This is a genomic window from Xanthomonas translucens pv. cerealis, from assembly GCF_006838285.1.
In the GTDB taxonomy this organism is placed as follows: domain Bacteria; phylum Pseudomonadota; class Gammaproteobacteria; order Xanthomonadales; family Xanthomonadaceae; genus Xanthomonas_A; species Xanthomonas_A cerealis.
In genome coordinates this window covers 622,860-638,299 of record NZ_CP038228.1, presented here as the reverse complement: position 1 = coordinate 638,299, position 15,440 = coordinate 622,860, and the positions used below count along the sequence as shown (strand labels likewise).

15 protein-coding genes and 1 pseudogene are annotated in these 15,440 nt (G+C 59.7%); 8 read left to right on the top strand and 8 right to left on the bottom strand.

Features of this window, described 5'->3' with window-relative positions:
• Window positions 1–49: 49 nt before the first annotated feature.
• Both E4A48_RS02805 and E4A48_RS02800 read left to right on the top strand, forming a co-directional pair.
• Window positions 50–1,897 carry a glycoside hydrolase family 35 protein gene (locus E4A48_RS02805; RefSeq protein WP_142741862.1) on the top strand — a complete coding sequence of 616 codons (1,848 nt, stop codon included), beginning with the start codon at window positions 50–52 and terminating at the stop codon, window positions 1,895–1,897.
• A gap of 460 nt (window positions 1,898–2,357) precedes the next feature.
• A complete protein-coding gene (locus tag E4A48_RS02800) occupies window positions 2,358–3,866 on the top strand; it encodes a phospholipase D-like domain-containing protein (protein ID WP_142741861.1) in 1,509 nt (502 codons plus the stop codon).
• Between the two features lie 186 nt (window positions 3,867–4,052).
• Here the strand turns inward: E4A48_RS02800 and E4A48_RS02795 are convergent, their stop codons facing one another.
• The 3 genes from E4A48_RS02795 to E4A48_RS02785 all read right to left on the bottom strand — a co-directional run bounded on the left by E4A48_RS02795 (window position 4,053) and on the right by E4A48_RS02785 (window position 6,408).
• Window positions 4,053–5,129, bottom strand: coding sequence for a type VI immunity family protein (locus E4A48_RS02795; RefSeq protein ID WP_039008862.1), 1,077 nt, complete (start codon window positions 5,127–5,129; stop codon window positions 4,053–4,055).
• Between the two features lie 5 nt (window positions 5,130–5,134).
• On the bottom strand, window positions 5,135–5,626 hold the full coding sequence (locus E4A48_RS02790; RefSeq protein WP_160292279.1) for a VRR-NUC domain-containing protein: 492 nt from the start codon (window positions 5,624–5,626) through the stop codon (window positions 5,135–5,137).
• A gap of 215 nt (window positions 5,627–5,841) precedes the next feature.
• The gene (locus E4A48_RS02785; protein ID WP_081044719.1) at window positions 5,842–6,408 is read right to left on the bottom strand and encodes a PAAR domain-containing protein; all 567 of its coding nucleotides are present in this window, start codon (window positions 6,406–6,408) and stop codon (window positions 5,842–5,844) included.
• Between the two features lie 677 nt (window positions 6,409–7,085).
• On the opposite strand from E4A48_RS02785, the gene E4A48_RS21540 reads away from it, so the two are divergent.
• From E4A48_RS21540 to E4A48_RS02755, 5 genes are all read left to right on the top strand, one after another.
• Complete coding sequence (locus E4A48_RS21540) at window positions 7,086–7,337, top strand: SymE family type I addiction module toxin (RefSeq protein WP_142741860.1); 252 nt, start codon at window positions 7,086–7,088, stop codon at window positions 7,335–7,337.
• 38 nt (window positions 7,338–7,375) lie between these two features.
• On the top strand, window positions 7,376–7,609 hold the full coding sequence (locus E4A48_RS02770) for a hypothetical protein (protein WP_142741859.1): 234 nt from the start codon (window positions 7,376–7,378) through the stop codon (window positions 7,607–7,609).
• A gap of 387 nt (window positions 7,610–7,996) precedes the next feature.
• On the top strand, window positions 7,997–9,433 hold the full coding sequence (locus E4A48_RS02765) for a reprolysin-like metallopeptidase (RefSeq protein ID WP_260608050.1): 1,437 nt from the start codon (window positions 7,997–7,999) through the stop codon (window positions 9,431–9,433).
• Between the two features lie 563 nt (window positions 9,434–9,996).
• Entirely contained in the window at window positions 9,997–10,704 is a 708-nt protein-coding gene (xopAV, locus tag E4A48_RS02760) for a type III secretion system effector XopAV (RefSeq protein WP_142741858.1), read from the top strand.
• Window positions 10,705–11,408: 704 nt separating this feature from the next.
• Window positions 11,409–11,852: an avidin/streptavidin family protein gene (locus E4A48_RS02755; RefSeq protein WP_409975459.1), complete on the top strand. Its 444-nt coding sequence runs from the start codon at window positions 11,409–11,411 to the stop codon at window positions 11,850–11,852.
• Window positions 11,853–12,075: 223 nt separating this feature from the next.
• Here E4A48_RS02755 and E4A48_RS20860 read toward each other — a convergent pair whose 3' ends face one another.
• The 3 genes from E4A48_RS20860 to E4A48_RS20850 form a co-directional block, all read right to left on the bottom strand.
• Window positions 12,076–12,384, bottom strand: coding sequence for a hypothetical protein (locus E4A48_RS20860; RefSeq protein ID WP_052234978.1), 309 nt, complete (start codon window positions 12,382–12,384; stop codon window positions 12,076–12,078).
• Window positions 12,385–12,453: 69 nt separating this feature from the next.
• Window positions 12,454–12,759, bottom strand: a complete 306-nt coding sequence (locus E4A48_RS20855) for an alpha-L-fucosidase (RefSeq protein ID WP_260608048.1) — start codon at window positions 12,757–12,759, stop codon at window positions 12,454–12,456.
• A gap of 57 nt (window positions 12,760–12,816) precedes the next feature.
• On the bottom strand, window positions 12,817–12,990 hold the full coding sequence (locus E4A48_RS20850; RefSeq protein ID WP_230812435.1) for a hypothetical protein: 174 nt from the start codon (window positions 12,988–12,990) through the stop codon (window positions 12,817–12,819).
• Between the two features lie 111 nt (window positions 12,991–13,101).
• On the opposite strand from E4A48_RS20850, the gene E4A48_RS02745 reads away from it, so the two are divergent.
• Window positions 13,102–14,196, top strand: a complete 1,095-nt coding sequence (locus E4A48_RS02745; protein WP_039005587.1) for a sialidase family protein — start codon at window positions 13,102–13,104, stop codon at window positions 14,194–14,196.
• A 68-nt stretch (window positions 14,197–14,264) separates the two neighbouring features.
• Here E4A48_RS02745 and E4A48_RS20845 read toward each other — a convergent pair.
• Window positions 14,265–14,462, bottom strand: a pseudogene (locus tag E4A48_RS20845) (IS5/IS1182 family transposase); the annotation flags it as partial.
• 104 nt (window positions 14,463–14,566) lie between these two features.
• Window positions 14,567–15,184, bottom strand: coding sequence for a hypothetical protein (locus tag E4A48_RS02735; RefSeq protein ID WP_230812437.1), 618 nt, complete (start codon window positions 15,182–15,184; stop codon window positions 14,567–14,569).
• Window positions 15,185–15,440 lie beyond the last annotated feature (256 nt).

Sequence of the window (15,440 nt, the reverse complement as noted above, 5' to 3'; positions counted from 1 at the left end):
CCCCACGCCCTGCAAAAAATCCGACCTCACACCCGCCAGAGACCACCACATGCTGCGTAGCTCCCTGTCCGCCCTTGCCCTCTCGCTCCTGCTCTCCCTCCCGGCATCCGCACAGCCGACGCACGCAGCCACCTCCTGGCCCGCCGTCGCCATCCAGGGCGACCACTTCACCCGCGACGGCAAGCCCTACCAGATCATCTCCGGCGCCATCCACTTCCAGCGCATCCCGCGCGCCTACTGGAAAGACCGCCTGCAGAAAGCGCGCGCCATGGGCCTGAACACCGTGGAGACCTACGTGTTCTGGAACCTGGTCGAACCGCGCCAGGGCCAGTTCGACTTCAGCGGCAACAACGACCTGGCCGCCTTCATCGACGCCGCCGCCGCCCAGGGCCTCAACGTCATCCTGCGCCCCGGCCCCTACGTCTGCGCCGAATGGGAAGCCGGCGGCTACCCCGCCTGGCTGTTCGCCGAACCGGGCCTGCGCGTGCGCAGCCAGGACCCGCGCTTCCTCGCCGCCAGCCAGGCCTACCTCGACGCCGTCGCCGCGCAGGTGAAGCCCAAGCTCAACCGCAACGGCGGCCCCGTCATCGCCGTGCAGGTCGAGAACGAATACGGCTCCTACGACAACGACCACGTCTACATGCAGGCCAACCGCGCCATGTTCGTCAAGGCCGGCTTCGACAAGGCCCTGCTGTTCACCGCCGACGGCGCCGACGTGCTGGCCAACGGCACCCTGCCCGACACCCTGGCCGTGGTGAACTTCGGCCCCGGCGACGCCGAAAAAGCATTCCAGAGCCTGGCCAAGTTCCGCCCCGGCCAACCGCAGATGGTGGGCGAATACTGGGCCGGCTGGTTCGACCAGTGGGGCGACAAACACGCCAACACCGACGCCAAAAAACAAGCCAGCGAATTCGAATGGATCCTGCGCCAGGGCCATTCGGCGAACATCTACATGTTCGTCGGCGGCACCAGCTTCGGCTTCATGAACGGCGCCAACTTCCAGAAGAACGCCAGCGACCACTACGCCCCGCAGACCACCAGCTACGACTACGACGCCGTGCTCGACGAAGCCGGCCGCCCCACCCCCAAATTCGCCCTGTTCCGCGACGCCATCACCCGCGTCACCGGCGTACAACCGCCCGCCCTGCCCAAGCCCATCCGCTTCGCCGAACTACCGGCCACCCCGCTGCGCGAATCGGCCTCGCTCTGGGACAACCTGCCCGCGCCGTCCGCCACCACCGACACCCCGCAACCGATGGAGCGCTACGGCCAGGCCTACGGCTACATCCTCTACCGCACCACCGTCACCGGCCCGCGCAAGGGCAGCCTGTACCTGGGCGACGTGCGCGACTACGCCCGCGTCTACGTCGATCGCAGCCTGGCCGGCAGCGCCGAGCGCCGCCTGCAGCAAGTGGCCGTGGACGTGGACATCCCCGCCGGCCCCCACACCGTGGACGTGCTGGTGGAAAACGGCGGCCGCATCAACTACGGCACCCACCTGCCCGACGGCCGCGCCGGCCTGGTCGATCCCGTGCTGCTCGACGGCAAGCCGCTGACCGGCTGGCAGACCTTCTCCCTGCCGATGGACGACCCGAGCAAGCTCACCGGCTGGACCACCGCCAAGATCGACGGCCCCGCCTTCCACCGCGGCACCATCAAGATCGGCACGCCCACCGACACCTTCCTGGACATGCAGGCCTTCGGCAAAGGCGTCGCCTGGGCCAACGGCCACAACCTGGGGCGGCATTGGAACATCGGGCCGCAGCGGGCGCTGTATTTCCCGGCGCCGATGCAGCGCAAAGGCGAGAACAGCGTGATCGTGTTCGATCTGGATAGCGCGGCGGAGGCGAGTGTGCGTGGGGTGAAGGGGCAGGTTTGGAGTGCGCCGGGCGGCTGAGCCACCGAGCGTGCCGCACTATCCGCTGCATTCGGATGGCACAGCAGTACGTCAACGCCCCGGGCCGCCGATGATCGTCGAGCGGCTTTGACTTGTGGCAGTTTCCACCGACGCTAGCGTCTAGCCTATCCGGGCGCAGCTGCGGAACGGCAGCTTCAAGAACAATACGTGATTTGAAGGCAAGAATTTTCATTTTTCAGTACAGCCACTGGCGCGCCCTATTCACTCCGACATCAATCCTGGTCACCATGGATAATTGGCACAGCTATATTTCCTACTCATTTCGCATAAGCGACGAAAATTTCGCCATTTATTGTTGGCGCCATCCACGCAAAAGGTAGGTTGTTGACAATAGAAAATCAGATGAGGTGGTGTCATTAAGACTGAAATACATGGAAATTATTCTCAAAAAAATAGTGGGGTTGCCAGCGACACTACGCAAGTAGAGCGCAGCAAAGAAATGGCAGGCGAGCATGCACCGCAGCCGCAGATTCAATCATCCTCACTACTCGACTGCTTGAAGCCTTTATCGCGCAAGAAGGCAAATGCAGGCGCGAAGACGAGCAGTGATCCTCTTCACACAACCACAGCGAATTTCGGAAAAACCGATATTCGACTGCCTGCCATTTCTAGTTCGCAGCGAATCGAGACGGCCGTACTTAAAGCTTCGCTCGCTCATGCATCTTGTGGCACTGTGAGGCCAGAACTAATGGTTTCCGAAGGAAATATTCTAGAAAGTGTCGACATCTGTGGAGATGCAATCTTCGCCAAACAGGCAGAGATGGTAAGGGCGGCCAAGAAGGAGGTAGTCATTCGGACGTTTGCTTGGGATCCAAGCTCTCCCGGCGCCAAGATGATCCTGGATGCGCTACTAGATGCAGCGCACTCTGCTAAAGAGCGAGAAAGTTCTTCTACCGGACCACATGAACCAATACGCGTTCGGCTGCTGATCAATGAAGGAACAGGTTTAGCGCAGAAGTTCATGCGTTTGACATCGGCAAATAAGAACAGAAGCGCACCTAAGCGCTGGCCATCTCACGCAGAAGCTTTGGTAGGAAATTACAAGAAAAGCCAAGATCATAAATACGCCCCCTTGACCAAGGATGTCGATTTTCAGGTCAGGGTGCATCAACACTACTCCTCCAATTCAATTCATGCCAAAAGTGTTATTGTCGATGGCTGCAAGGCAGCAATGACTGGTGCAAATGTTCAGTCGCGCAATCATGGCGAGACTCCCGCCTATGACTTTGGCATTAGTATGTCGGGAAGGGTTGCGCTGGGATTGCGTGACGACTTCGTTTCAGCTTGGAATAACGCAGAAAATCCGGATCAAGAAACAACGCCATTGTCGAAAGAACTTGGCTTCTCAGCTGAATCCACCACTGGCGCAGCTGGCAAAGGGCTAAAAATAGCCTTACTCACACGGCGCCCAGACTGGAATATTCTCAATCAAAATAATAGAAATCCGCAAGACAAGGCGTTTCTCGCCGCTATCGGGACTGCGCAAGAGTCGATTCAAGTAATGACACCGAATTTTAACGCACCTTCGGCAATTGAAGCATTGGCACAAGCAGCTAACCGGGGTGTCAAGGTACAGATCCTCGTATCGAAAGGCTTCAATGATGAACGCGTAGACAACGTGATAGCGGGAGGAACTAACGATAAAGCCATCTCAAAGCTAGCAGCTCTCGTGAAAAATAAAGAATTCCTAGATGTCCGCTACTTCAAGAATCCAATGAACCCAGAAAAACCAGTACCACATGGAAATACGAATGGGAATGGAGCCAGTCACGCGAAATTCATGTCAATTGATAACGCACTAGTTATCTTAGGCTCTGCCAATATGGATAAAACCAGCTGGCATTTTTCTGGCGAAATGAATGCCGCCTTATTCGATGCAGGCGCAACACGCCGCATTAAGAGCTCTGTATTTGATCCGGCATGGGAGGTTTCGCAAGCGTTCTCGTAGCGTGGCCAATTTAAAAAAAGGGGTACACAACGGGGCCAGAGGAAATATCTACACAAAGGGGCCAGAGGAAATATCTAATTTAAACGCATATTTCCTCCGGCCCCGTTTTCGGGCCCCGTTTTCGAGACCGCCCCCTATAGAAGCAGGGCCGCGAGACGACATCGCCGCTGAGCTGATTGCCCTTTACTACGCAGAGATTCGGCCATCAGGCAAATAGCTGCCGTCCTGCAATTTTGGCTCTTGCAGTAGCTTTTTCTTGTAGTACAACAACTCGTCTTCCGGCACATCAAAGCGCTGCATCCAGGCTGCGGTGGACGCTAAGCCAAGATAAGGTTCGCCCGTCCTCGGTTCCCCATGAAAATCCCGCACTTTCTTGGATCGGAACTGCTTTAGAAGCATGTTCACGAGGACGTACCGCGCTGGGCGCGGATCATCACTAACAGAACACGCCTCGGGTTGTGGCCCTGCCTGTATCACTACACCGTTTCCGTAATCGTAGTAGGCGTACCAAGGGGAAGGCAGTTCGCCCTGCAAGGCATATAGGCCGTCTTTCCCGTCAAGCTGCGCTAGCATCGACTTGTTGACGGCAGTGAGCCAGGAGACGGTCTTTAGCCCGCCGGCAGCGTACCGAGAAGAAACGCGGACGCTGCCGACATCCATTCCTAGCAGTTGCTCCGCAACAACTGCCTCGGTCGGCTGATTTTCAAATTCTTCCTCCTTCGAGAGGACCAGTCCATACCCGCCATGCCCGCTTTCGGCTTGAAGCAGCTTCGCGAAGCTGACGAAAAGGCTGATGAATGCGGTCGGGTTGGTCTCAACAAGCAGAAGCGGCAGAGCGAAACGGAGGCCGTTCAATCCACGCCCCATGTCCACATGCCATCCCTGACGACTAAAAAGATGAAACTCGTAAGGTCCAGCGTCCCTATGGTCTTTACCAGACGTATACGAAAAAATCGGCGCTTCTTCTTTCGCAGACTTGAGTATCTCGGCTAGATTCTTCGCTGCCGCATACTCAACGGGAGGAGCGCCGTCGTAGATAAACCACTGCAAGTGAGCATCTGCGATCTTCTTATAAGCAGCAAAGCATTCAAGAACTGCAGCCCGGCCGGCAGGCGTATGCGCCCCTTTAAAGTAGAGCGTCCCGCTGACTGCCAAAGCTGCCCCGATGTAATCCTTTGGCCCGTAACTCTTGTAAATAGCTCCTGGAATTAAAAGAAGACCTTCGTTATCTGAAAGAAACTTTTCCCATTCAATATCTTTCATAATCTCTACCAGGCAGGAGCTGTTGTTGGGGGGCGCCCGCGCCCTCTGGACGCAAGCCAAGCGATCCATGCTATGAGTGTTGCAGCGGGGCCAAGATCGTTTACTAAATCCTCGACGGTTTTCCCTTCCGGGCTTGGTCGGTCACACGCACAATCATCTGGCGTAAGGAAGCACGGCTCCTTACCAGCAATCAATGCGTAGTCCTCCATTTGCCCCTCTCGAACCCTATCGCCAGGAAACTTTATTTCAATGACATCCTGGATGTTTGACTGGACAGGCGGACCAAACATATCTTTAGTCACCACAATATCAGGCCGGCGAATGTAGCCCTTTTTCGGCTCGAATGGCTGGGGACGATTCCTTTCCGGATCACCCCAATGTTTTGCGATCCAACCGCTCAGCCAATCATGGGCTTTCGTAGCAACATTCTTGTCCATGATTGGCTCAGGAGGCTCTTGCGTCATGTCGTAGTTCACCTCGGGATGATACTCCAACATCAAATCGGCGTTCCTTGCCGCCCTAATTTTTAGGGTGACACACTGCTGTTTGAGCGATCGACCGTCTGTTCCGATTCCGGGTGTCCTGTTGCAGGAGCAAACTATCGGACAAAGGAAGGCCATATCTTTTGGCGAGGGCCGCCGCAAGTATGCGCTTACCGTGTTTCCGCTTCCGCTGGTCGCCCCGGACGCTGTAGGCGGAGTAATGCGGTCGCTCACGCAGTATCTTCCTTGTTAAGCCGCATCGACATGCCTTCCTCTTCTTCACTTTCAATCCATGGGGTATAGCCATCATCATCAGTTACGCACTCGATACGCCTGCCGCTGGCTGTCTCCAAAACGATGCTGCGCTCCACAACTGGCTGCCCCGTGGATTCGTCCAATAAGCGAAAGCGGCCACTGAACGGGCCGCTATCTTTTACACACTCGGCAGCCAGGTCCGCGCCGATAGAACCCGCGTTCTTAAGCTTCTCTTTCGCCCTGGAGCTGCTGCCCAGGCTTTGCAGGGAAGTAGGGGTTACGTCAAAAGCGAGCGAAACAGTAGAGATAGCTGAGCAGCCACAAGCTAACTTGTGTCCCTCCAACACGACGCCAAACCCTTCAAAGGTAGTGCTGTCGTCTGCCTCAACAAATGGGAACACGCCGTTATGCAGCGGGCACGCCGCCATGTCGCCGCGAACAATGATCGGCTTGCCATCGATCGTCGCGAAGGCTCCCAACTTGCTTGAGACAACTGAACCACAACTCGTGGTTGGGTCGTTTAGCCGAATTGGTCCTGGCATGGAAGCATGCTCCTAGTGAGATGCACCAAGTATATGAGTTCAGGCACCACGGCTGTTCGGAATATCCCCATGTGACGGGTATGGAAAGTCTGATACGCGGTGCATCTTGTAGACAACACCAAGAAATCGACGAAATCCACATCTGGACTAAAGACCCAACACTCGCAGGAAGATGATTGGCGCGCCATGCGCCACGTCGATGGCGCCTCAATTTGCTCCGGCAATAATGGGGTCAGCTTCGCTTAAAGCTCACCTTCGCTTTACCGCCAAAACCAGTTGACATCCCCAAAAACCAGTAGCAACATCCCTTCCAAGGAGCCTAGAAACTCCTCAGAGAGCGGTACCCACCTCCGTCAAACCGGTGGGTTTTTTGTGCCTGCATTTCGCAGGGACAAGCCGATGCGATGCCTGCGTCGGGAGGGCGGCTAATACAACACCCGCAAGGGGAATACGCCCGCCGGCTCTCTGCGGTTTCTAGCCTCCCGACATCCCGTCGCCGTTCGGCGCGGGTTCCTGTCTCACAAGGAGGCTGTGCCATGCGTCAACCGTCATCCCGTCCCGCCCCTGCCCGCCCCACGGCTGCCCGCAAACGTGCAACGCGCCAGCCGCAACCCAGTCCCCCGCCCGAGCCCACGCGGGCCTGGTCCCTGCGGTACATCGAGCCACCGCTCACGCCGATGATGCCGGTGGAAGCGGCGGCCGCCGCCATCGCCGCCGAGCTGGCCCGCCCGCCACGCGCGCCGCGCCGCCCGCGCGTGCCCACGCAGTGCACGGTGGGCTATGGCTACTACCCCGCCAGCCACCAGCATGTGCCGATGCTGCGTTTCCGCGGCCGTTGGCTGGAACAGCTGGGCTTCGCCATCGGCCAGACGCTGCGCGTGCAGGTGCGCGACGGCGAACTGGTGGTGAGCGTGGCCCGCGACGACTGACGCGGCCATCGCCCACCCCATCCCGGAGGATCGCTGAGATGGCGTGCAACCGCTGTGTCTTCGGCATCACGCTCGACCAAGCCGATGCGCTCGACGGCCTGATCCGTACCATCGCCGCGCATGGCGACATCCTCGCCGCCGGCACGGCGCCCTATCTGGATCCCCGCACGCTCCCCGCGCTGGGAGAGGCCATCTACACCGCCGCCCGCGCGGCGCGCGGCATCCTGGACCAGGTGGGCGCGCAAACGCTCAAGGACATGACCGCCCGGTAGGCGGGGAAACCTCATGGCCGGAAACCTTCAAACAGCGGGGCCAGAGGAAAACTCGGGTGCAAGCGCATATTTCCTCCAACCTCGTTGTCGCTGCGCTACCCTTTTTCAATTTACAAGCATCTGCCTGGCACCGCTTTTTCTCGAGCCTGCTGCTGACGCACGTGGCCCACCATATTTTGCTCGGTCTGCACCAGATTCTGCTCCGCAGGCTACTGAGCCGCATTCAACCCCATGTCAGTAACGTTGATTTGAATCCATACGTGACATAGCGCAACTTTCGCACATACGCCCGAGTATCCACAGGCATGAAAGCACGTGTGACATACGACTCAAAGGCATGCATGACGCGTCACAATACACACCACGCTCTCCAGAGACGCCTCGAACTTGCACGACCGTCTCTTGCGCAGCATCACACCATTAGCGCACTGTGGCCCTGCCGCGCCGTTGCGCTACGAACATGCTGGCGACGTGGCGCGTTTTCGTTTCACCTCATCGTGTTGGTTTACCCCCATAAGAGAAAATTTGATGAACAGACGTTTTCTAGCAGTGACGATGTTTCTGGGCATGAGCTGCACCACCACATCCATGGCATTGGCCGCTGAGCAATGGATATCGTTTTCGAACCAGCAGAAAACCAGGATCACGTCAACGCAACGGCTTACGCCAATCACGATCGACGAGTCGCAAGCCTACGCGGATGCAGCGGCAGGTGGGCTTTGGTTGCCGCTGCCTGACGGACGACGCGTCTACGCTAAAACGGTCTCGCAAAGCACCCAGGACAACCAAAATTGGACCTTTGTCGGCACAATCGCCACCGATAAGCAACGCGTCGTGATCACCTTCGGCCGCAACGCAGTCTTCGGGTCCATTCCGGTCGGCAATAACACGTCGGTTCGTATCGTCACCCAGGCCGGCAAGCTGTATGTCGCCGAGCGCTTGCCAAGCAACATCGTCCGTGACCGCCTGAACAGCAACGGCAGGACCATCGAATCTGATTACCTGATTCCCCCCAAGCAACCGGTCAGCGAGCACGATGTACAACATAGTCTGGCGCTAGCAAAGCAGGCTGCCCGCGCGACGACTCCCCCGGTAGTCGATTTGCTCGTCGGTTATACCCCTGGCCTGGTCAGCCAACTAGGATCGGTGGATGCCGTAAACACCCGCATCAATTATTTGGTCGCCTTCACCAACCAGGCGTATTCGGATAGCCAAGTGTATGGAAGACTGCGCCTTGTAGGTACGCAGCAGGTCAATTACACGGATTTCAACACCGATGACGCTGCGCTTAAGGAGATCACCGACGCTTCCGGTGCGTCCCCTTTGGCAGCACTGCACAGCACGCGTGAAACCCTGGGTGCCGATCTTGTCGCCTTGCTACGCCCGTACCGGAAAGAGCAAGCCGGTTGCGGCATGGCATGGCTGAACGGCTACGGCCTTCAATCGTATAGCGTCAACATGTCCGGCTTGGGCTACGCGACAAGCGGCGACGGTTCCGACGAAGAAGACACCGGTCACTGCGAGGACAATACTCTCGCCCATGAGATTGGCCACAACCTGGGACTGGCCCACGACAAAGCCGACACCCCCGGCCCTGGTGCGTTTACGTATGCTTACGGGTGGCGGCAGACGTTGGACGAGGGCAGTTTCAATACGATCATGGCGTATACCGCCGACGATCAAGTGAGTGTCCCCTACTTTGCCAATCCGCGCATCACGCTGTGCAATGACAACCCGTGTGGCGATGTAAACGAAGCCGACCAGACCAGGGCATTAAATATCACCATGCCCATCGCCGCCGGCTTCAGGCAGACCACGCAATGAGCCAGTCGGGGATAACAGCGGACAAGAGGATCAGGTTCTGAGGTTTCCCCACATTTCCGCAAGCCAGATCAATAGTTTGCATCGATCTGGGTGAAAACAAGTGCGCGCATGGCGTATGCCTTCGAGGCGACGAAGCCAAAGAAGGACTGACGACCATGCGCGCCAGCCAAGTATGACAGAAGTGCCTGCGGCACTCACTTTCTCGGATGCACGCGCTGCGCGAGCGCGCCTTTACGGTCAGTCAAAGCACTGCTGGAGGGGCGGAGACTGACGCTGATGGATATTGAAACAACCGGGCCAGAGCAAGTATCCCCTTGAATTAACTATCTCCGCTACCCACTTTATTGGCCACGAACATGCTGCGCACCGTCCGCTCCATGGCCGCTGGAGGGTAGCGTCGGCCACTTCCTCAGATGGCGCCATCGCCTCGAACACGGGCGCCTCGTCGGCACTCGGGGCGGTTCAACTGTTTCGCCAAAGGAACGGAATTTTCGTGCAACGGCGAACGAGCGTGAGGTTCGGCCGAAATACTGGCATACCGACCACTGTTTACGAGGTGTTCCATGCATCCTGCCGCATTGTCACCCGTATCGCCCAGAGCGAGAACGGGAGAGATGGATTTGGAAATGGGTCCAGCGCAAACCGCGCGCAATGACGTCCCTTCGCCGCAACACGCCGCCGCCCAAGTCGATGCGCGGTTGCAAGGCCTGCCACAGCGGCCGGTACAACCCGCGCCTCTCAGGGAGCCGACCATGTCAACCGGCCAGCGGATAGCATGCGTCGCTGGCGCCACCGCGGCTGTCGTTGGAGTTTCTTCGGTGCCCCCCCTCGTCATGGGGGCCTTCGGCTTTATGAATGAGTACGACCACCTGGCTAAATACAGCGGAATCGCAACATTGGCCGGGATCGCCACGACCGGGGCAATGAAGGCAATCGAACGCACGGCGTCCTATTATGGGCGTGGCCCTACGACGGTAGAAGGTAGGGCGGAAGCGTTGGGAACAAGCGAAGAGTGCGTGCATAGAGCTACGCAACTGGTCACGGTGCCTGATGAAGAAAACAATCCCCATCCGATGAGCGACGCAGAGAGACTTGCGATTGCTATGGATCTGAGGAATATGGCAATGCTAGACAAGTCCACATTGGATCCGAATCTTTTGAGTTGCGTACGCAATGCTGGCACCGATGCAGACAAGCTGGTTGAAGCATTGCTTCAACTTAAAAGGAACCCGCCGCCTGACTCCCATGCCGCTGCATCGTCCTCTGCGTAACGGGCACCTGCAGGGCGGGCACGCGCGGCCCGATGGCCGCATGCGTGGAGCCCCTGCGACAAGCGCCGCCGTGCACACGCCATGAAGAAGCTCACCCGCCTGGCCGCCGCTGCGACGGTGCCAGGCGTATGCCCGTGTACACCCGCGCGGCGAAGCAGCGGGCAGGCGCGGCATAGGCGTGCGAAAGGATCAGGCCGCAGGCGGCGTTGACGGCGCACGTTCAGCCGCACCCGCCGCATCCACGATGGCCTGACTCTGCTGCCAGCCTACCGAATGCGTGATCGAGACATGCCGGCCCGTCCTGCCGCACCGGGTTGCCCAGGCGATCGGCGCGCCCAGCAGCTGATTGCCACTTTGGATGCGCAGACTGAATGCGTGTAGAGCGCCGAATCAATCTCCAGCTGAATCGAGCATTTTTCGTCTAGTTTCTCATCAGAATGCGCGATGCCGGAACTGCATCCAACTTGGCGACAGCATTGGATTGCCAGGTAGACAAATGCCTTTCCGAGCATTGACATGCAACCGACGACGCACGACTATTTATTCGAAAGATAAGGTAGACCAATAAAATTGTCTGCCAAAAATATGGCGCCTTTTGAACCAAAATGCCGCCGCAGCCATGCGTATTCACTCGTTACGATTCATTCGTTGATTCGGCCCTGTAACAGAGTCTTTCTTTGAATTCATCACAAGGGGAAATGATAATGCGCATACACATGCGTCGATATATTGCCTGCGCTGCGCTGCTTGGTGGGTGCGTCTCGCTGGCCCAGGCTGCGCCGACCTGCACCAACCCGGTGGGCGCGTGGGAGAACCAACTGGGTTCGACACTCACGATCACGGCGGTGCAGCCCTCCGGTCAGCTCTCGGGCACTTACGTCTCGCCGTCCGGCACCACCGGCTCGGTCTATCCGCTGATCGGCTGGTTTGCCAGCCCGGTCGCCGGCTCCACGGCGCCAAGCAAACTGCCGGCAATCACCTTTTCGGTGCAGTGGGGCAGCTACGGCAGCTTGACTGCCTGGACCGGCACCTGCGATGCGTCCGGCGGCGTGCCGACCATCACCACGGTCTGGCACCTGGCGCGCACCGCTTCCCAGTATTCATGGGACCACATGTTGACCAACAGCGATGTGTTCGTTCCCAAGTAACAGGCTAACGGTGCTGGCCTGGCGGGGATAGGGCGTTCAAGCAGCATGCGTTCGGCCCCGGAAAGAATGTCGCAACCTCAAGGCGAGCGGCACTGTCTGCTTGCAGCGGATATCTGCCGTGATCGCCTCTATTGGCGCTACCCGGCACGGCCTTGCCGAGCGCATGCTGAAGTGCGGCGCATCGTACCGTAGCGTCCGCCGCACACAGGGCCGCGCCTGCGCACTACCGCGGGCGCAGGCGGCCATGCCACTTGGCCGCCGCAACCGATGCTGTCTCCCATATCTGCACCAGCTCATCGACGCTCTTCAAGGCCAGGTCGCTGGTCGGGCGCCAGAATCGCTGCAGATTGTGCAGGGTCGTGTCCACTTCCACCGGGCGCCAGCACAGGTGGGCATGGCGATCGATGACGTTCCCGTTTTCGCCCTCGGTTGCTCCGGCTTCATTGGCGACCCAGCGCACGTCGCCGTGTTCGAACAGCGCGGTATCGGCAAACACCATTGCGTTGGCCTGATAGATCCGCAACTCTTCCATGTACCTGTCGAAGTTGTAGAGGTGGTCGTCGCCGCCGCGCCGTCAAGCCAGCACTCGGTCAGCGGGCCATCATGCGATGGCCAGTTCCACCAACTGCGCGGCGTAATACGTGTCGTAAGCCTTGGCATCGGCATACCTGGGTTCGTGGCGATCCCACGGCGACAGCGAGAAGCCCAGCCCATAGCCTTTCTTGCGCACCGCTTCGCTGGTCATCTTCACCAGGTCGCCCTTGCCGCCCAGCCATGGGCTGGTGTTCACCGAATGCGCGCGCTCGGCGCTCGGGTACAGCGCGAAAGCGCCATAGCACTTGGCGAACAGGATCAGAGACTTGGCGCAGGCGGCCCTGGAGGCCAGCGCCCACCGCGCGGGGTCCACCCGGTCGGAATCGAACAGCTTCGGGCTGGCGGTGCCCTCGCCCCACCCGCGGTCCAGCTAGGTATGGGTGCCGAAGTGCACGATCACGCCGAATTCCACTTCCTGCCAGGCGGTCTGCTGCGGTGACGGTTGCATGCTGTAGAGGCTTTCCGCCAGCGCGTGCGGTGCGGCCAGCGCAGTCGGGCCGAGAGCGGCCAGCCAGCGGATCGGAGCGCGCGGGCGTTTCGGCATCGCCGGGCCTTGCAGTCGTCGAGGACAGCCGTTTGCTCTGGCACAGCCGGCATGTGGTATTTAATTGATGATAGATAGGTATCTTCCGAACCGGCACAGGACCGGACCACCATGATGCGCCCCTCACTGCTCCCCCTGCTGTCGCTGTTCGCCGTGCGCGCGATCGCCGCCCCTGCATCTGCGCCAGCCATGCCGGCAGCAGGCTTGCCGTCGCCGATCGTCTACAGCGAATTCGTCAACGCCGACGCGCCGACCGCGCAATGCCACGCCTCGACCCTGCTGGAAACCCGTGGCGGCCTGCTGGCCGCCTGGTTCGGCGGGCGCCACGAGGGTGCCGACGATGTCGGCATCTGGGTTGCGCGGCGCAGCGCGCAGGGCTGGCAACCGGCGCAACGTGTCGCCGACGGCAAGCAGCCGCAGGGCGCGCGGTTGCCGGCCTGGAATCCGGTGCTGTTCCAGCCAGCAAAGGGGCCACTGCGGCTGTTCTACAAGGTCGGCCCGGACCCAAAGCGCTGGTGGGGCATGCAAACCACCTCCCGCGATGGCGGCGTGCACTGGTCCGCGCCCGAGCGCTTGCCCCACGGCATCCTCGGCCCGATCAAGAACAAGCCGGTACAACTGGCCGACGGCCGCATCCTCAGCCCCGGCAGCAGCGAGGACGCCGGTTGGGTCGCACATATGGAACAGTCCGACGACAACGGCGCGCACTGGACCCGTGGCCCGGCACTGAACGACCCGGCGCGGATCGGCGCGATCCAGCCCAGCGTGCTGGTGCACACAGACGGCAGCGTGCAGGCGATCGGCCGCAGCCAGCAGAACCACGTGTTCAGCACCTGGTCGCACGACCACGGCCGCAGCTGGGGGCCGATGACCCTGCTCGACCTGGCCAACCCCAATTCCGGCACCGACGCGGTAGTGCTGGCCGACGGCCGCTCGCTGCTGGTCTACAACCCCACCGAAGCCGGCAAGGACTGGTGGGATGGCCGCGGCACCCTGGCGGTGGCGCTGTCCGCCGACGGCAACCACTGGGTCCGCGTGCTGACCCTGGAAGACAGCGCCAAGGACGAATTCTCCTATCCGGCGGTGATCCAGACCGGCGATGGCCTGGTACACATCAGCTACACCTGGAAGCGCATCCGCATCAAGCACGTGGTGCTGAACCCGGCGCGGCTTGGCCGCGGCGCGACCACGCCCTCGGCGCACTGAATGCCACGACCGGCTGGCGCTGCAGGCCACGCGCGACGAGCAAACGGTTCGCCTCGACCATGAAGGCCCCGCAGCAGCATCGCCCGCAGCCACTTCTCCGGTGCAACGCTGCGGCGGCCGCCCTTGGCGCTGGAGGCGCAAATGCCGGCGAACAGTCCGTCCAACAGGAACAACGCTTCATTGACCATCAGCCGAATCATCGGACGCAGTGGATGATCGGCCTGCACGACATCCTCGAGCCGCTTCACCGTGAACAACTGCTGCATGAACACATCGCGTCCGCGCGGCGAATGGACGCATCCTCGCCTCCAAAGTCTAGCGAGGATGCGGTTCTTCAGCAGCCTGCCAGGCGCCAATTGAAGGAATGTATTTACTGTGCCGAATAGTGCGCGAATGTCGCTTGGCATTGCTTGATTTCCGCGATCAGTTCATCTATCGAGAAGCCATCGAAACGGTTCGGGTCTTCCATCAACGCAGGGCGTAGATCGTTCTCGAGCAATAGCTTGTTCACGACAAGCATACCTCTCGTGCGCGCATTTCCGTCGTCGAAAAGATGCGCCCCCTTCAAGCCCTGGCAGCAGCGCGCAATGGCGCTCAATTTGGCATCTTCCGATGGGGCAGTACGAATCAGCCGCGCATTGCGATCGATGATTTTCTGCGCACGTGCCATGAGTTGGCGAGGGGTGTCAGCAGGTGCGAAAACCGCGGGTCCTGGACTGAACTGGCTGGCGCCTGATCCGCGTTCTGGCGTGGATACGCCTGCTACAGGTTGAGTCGTGCGCCGCGGCCGCGCTGGTGCTGGAGGCAAACCCTCCTGAAACCGCGCGTCGCTATGAGGCGCTGAAAGGCCGGCAGGCGAATGCTCTTGAGCAATCTCTTGAGCATGTTGAATGGGGCCGGTTTGAGAGCGCCCAAGGGAGGTCTTCATCTTCGTCACATTCGCAATCATGTTGGAACCGGGGACCGGTTCTAGCTGGGTCTCGGTCACGCAGGCCGGCAAGTCGGTTGAGACCACATCATTACGCGATCGTGCAATTGGCGGATCAAATGCGTAACCGGCGAACTGCGCCTACCAGGCCGCACATGGCTGAAGCATCCACAGTGTTGGCACGGCTATGCATGTAGCTTGATCGGGTGTCGCGCTTGGGATCAGGCTCTTTGGGCTGGATACGGCATGGCGCAAGCACGCACGCCCTGCGCTGCATATCGCCACAGCATGACGCTGCCCGCACTGTCGGCGAACA

Coding starts and splice junctions, on each gene's coding strand:
- E4A48_RS02805 (WP_142741862.1), top strand. CDS start 50: ATGCTGCGTAGCTCCCTGTCCGCCCTTGCCCTCTCGCTCCTGCTCTCC.
- E4A48_RS02800 (WP_142741861.1), top strand. CDS start 2,358: ATGGCAGGCGAGCATGCACCGCAGCCGCAGATTCAATCATCCTCACTA.
- E4A48_RS02795 (WP_039008862.1), bottom strand. CDS start 5,129: ATGAAAGATATTGAATGGGAAAAGTTTCTTTCAGATAACGAAGGTCTT.
- E4A48_RS02790 (WP_160292279.1), bottom strand. CDS start 5,626: ATGTTGGAGTATCATCCCGAGGTGAACTACGACATGACGCAAGAGCCT.
- E4A48_RS02785 (WP_081044719.1), bottom strand. CDS start 6,408: ATGCCAGGACCAATTCGGCTAAACGACCCAACCACGAGTTGTGGTTCA.
- E4A48_RS21540 (WP_142741860.1), top strand. CDS start 7,086: ATGATGCCGGTGGAAGCGGCGGCCGCCGCCATCGCCGCCGAGCTGGCC.
- E4A48_RS02770 (WP_142741859.1), top strand. CDS start 7,376: ATGGCGTGCAACCGCTGTGTCTTCGGCATCACGCTCGACCAAGCCGAT.
- xopAV (WP_142741858.1), top strand. CDS start 9,997: ATGCATCCTGCCGCATTGTCACCCGTATCGCCCAGAGCGAGAACGGGA.
- E4A48_RS02755 (WP_409975459.1), top strand. CDS start 11,409: ATGCGCATACACATGCGTCGATATATTGCCTGCGCTGCGCTGCTTGGT.
- E4A48_RS20860 (WP_052234978.1), bottom strand. CDS start 12,384: ATGGAAGAGTTGCGGATCTATCAGGCCAACGCAATGGTGTTTGCCGAT.
- E4A48_RS20850 (WP_230812435.1), bottom strand. CDS start 12,990: ATGCCGAAACGCCCGCGCGCTCCGATCCGCTGGCTGGCCGCTCTCGGC.
- E4A48_RS02745 (WP_039005587.1), top strand. CDS start 13,102: ATGATGCGCCCCTCACTGCTCCCCCTGCTGTCGCTGTTCGCCGTGCGC.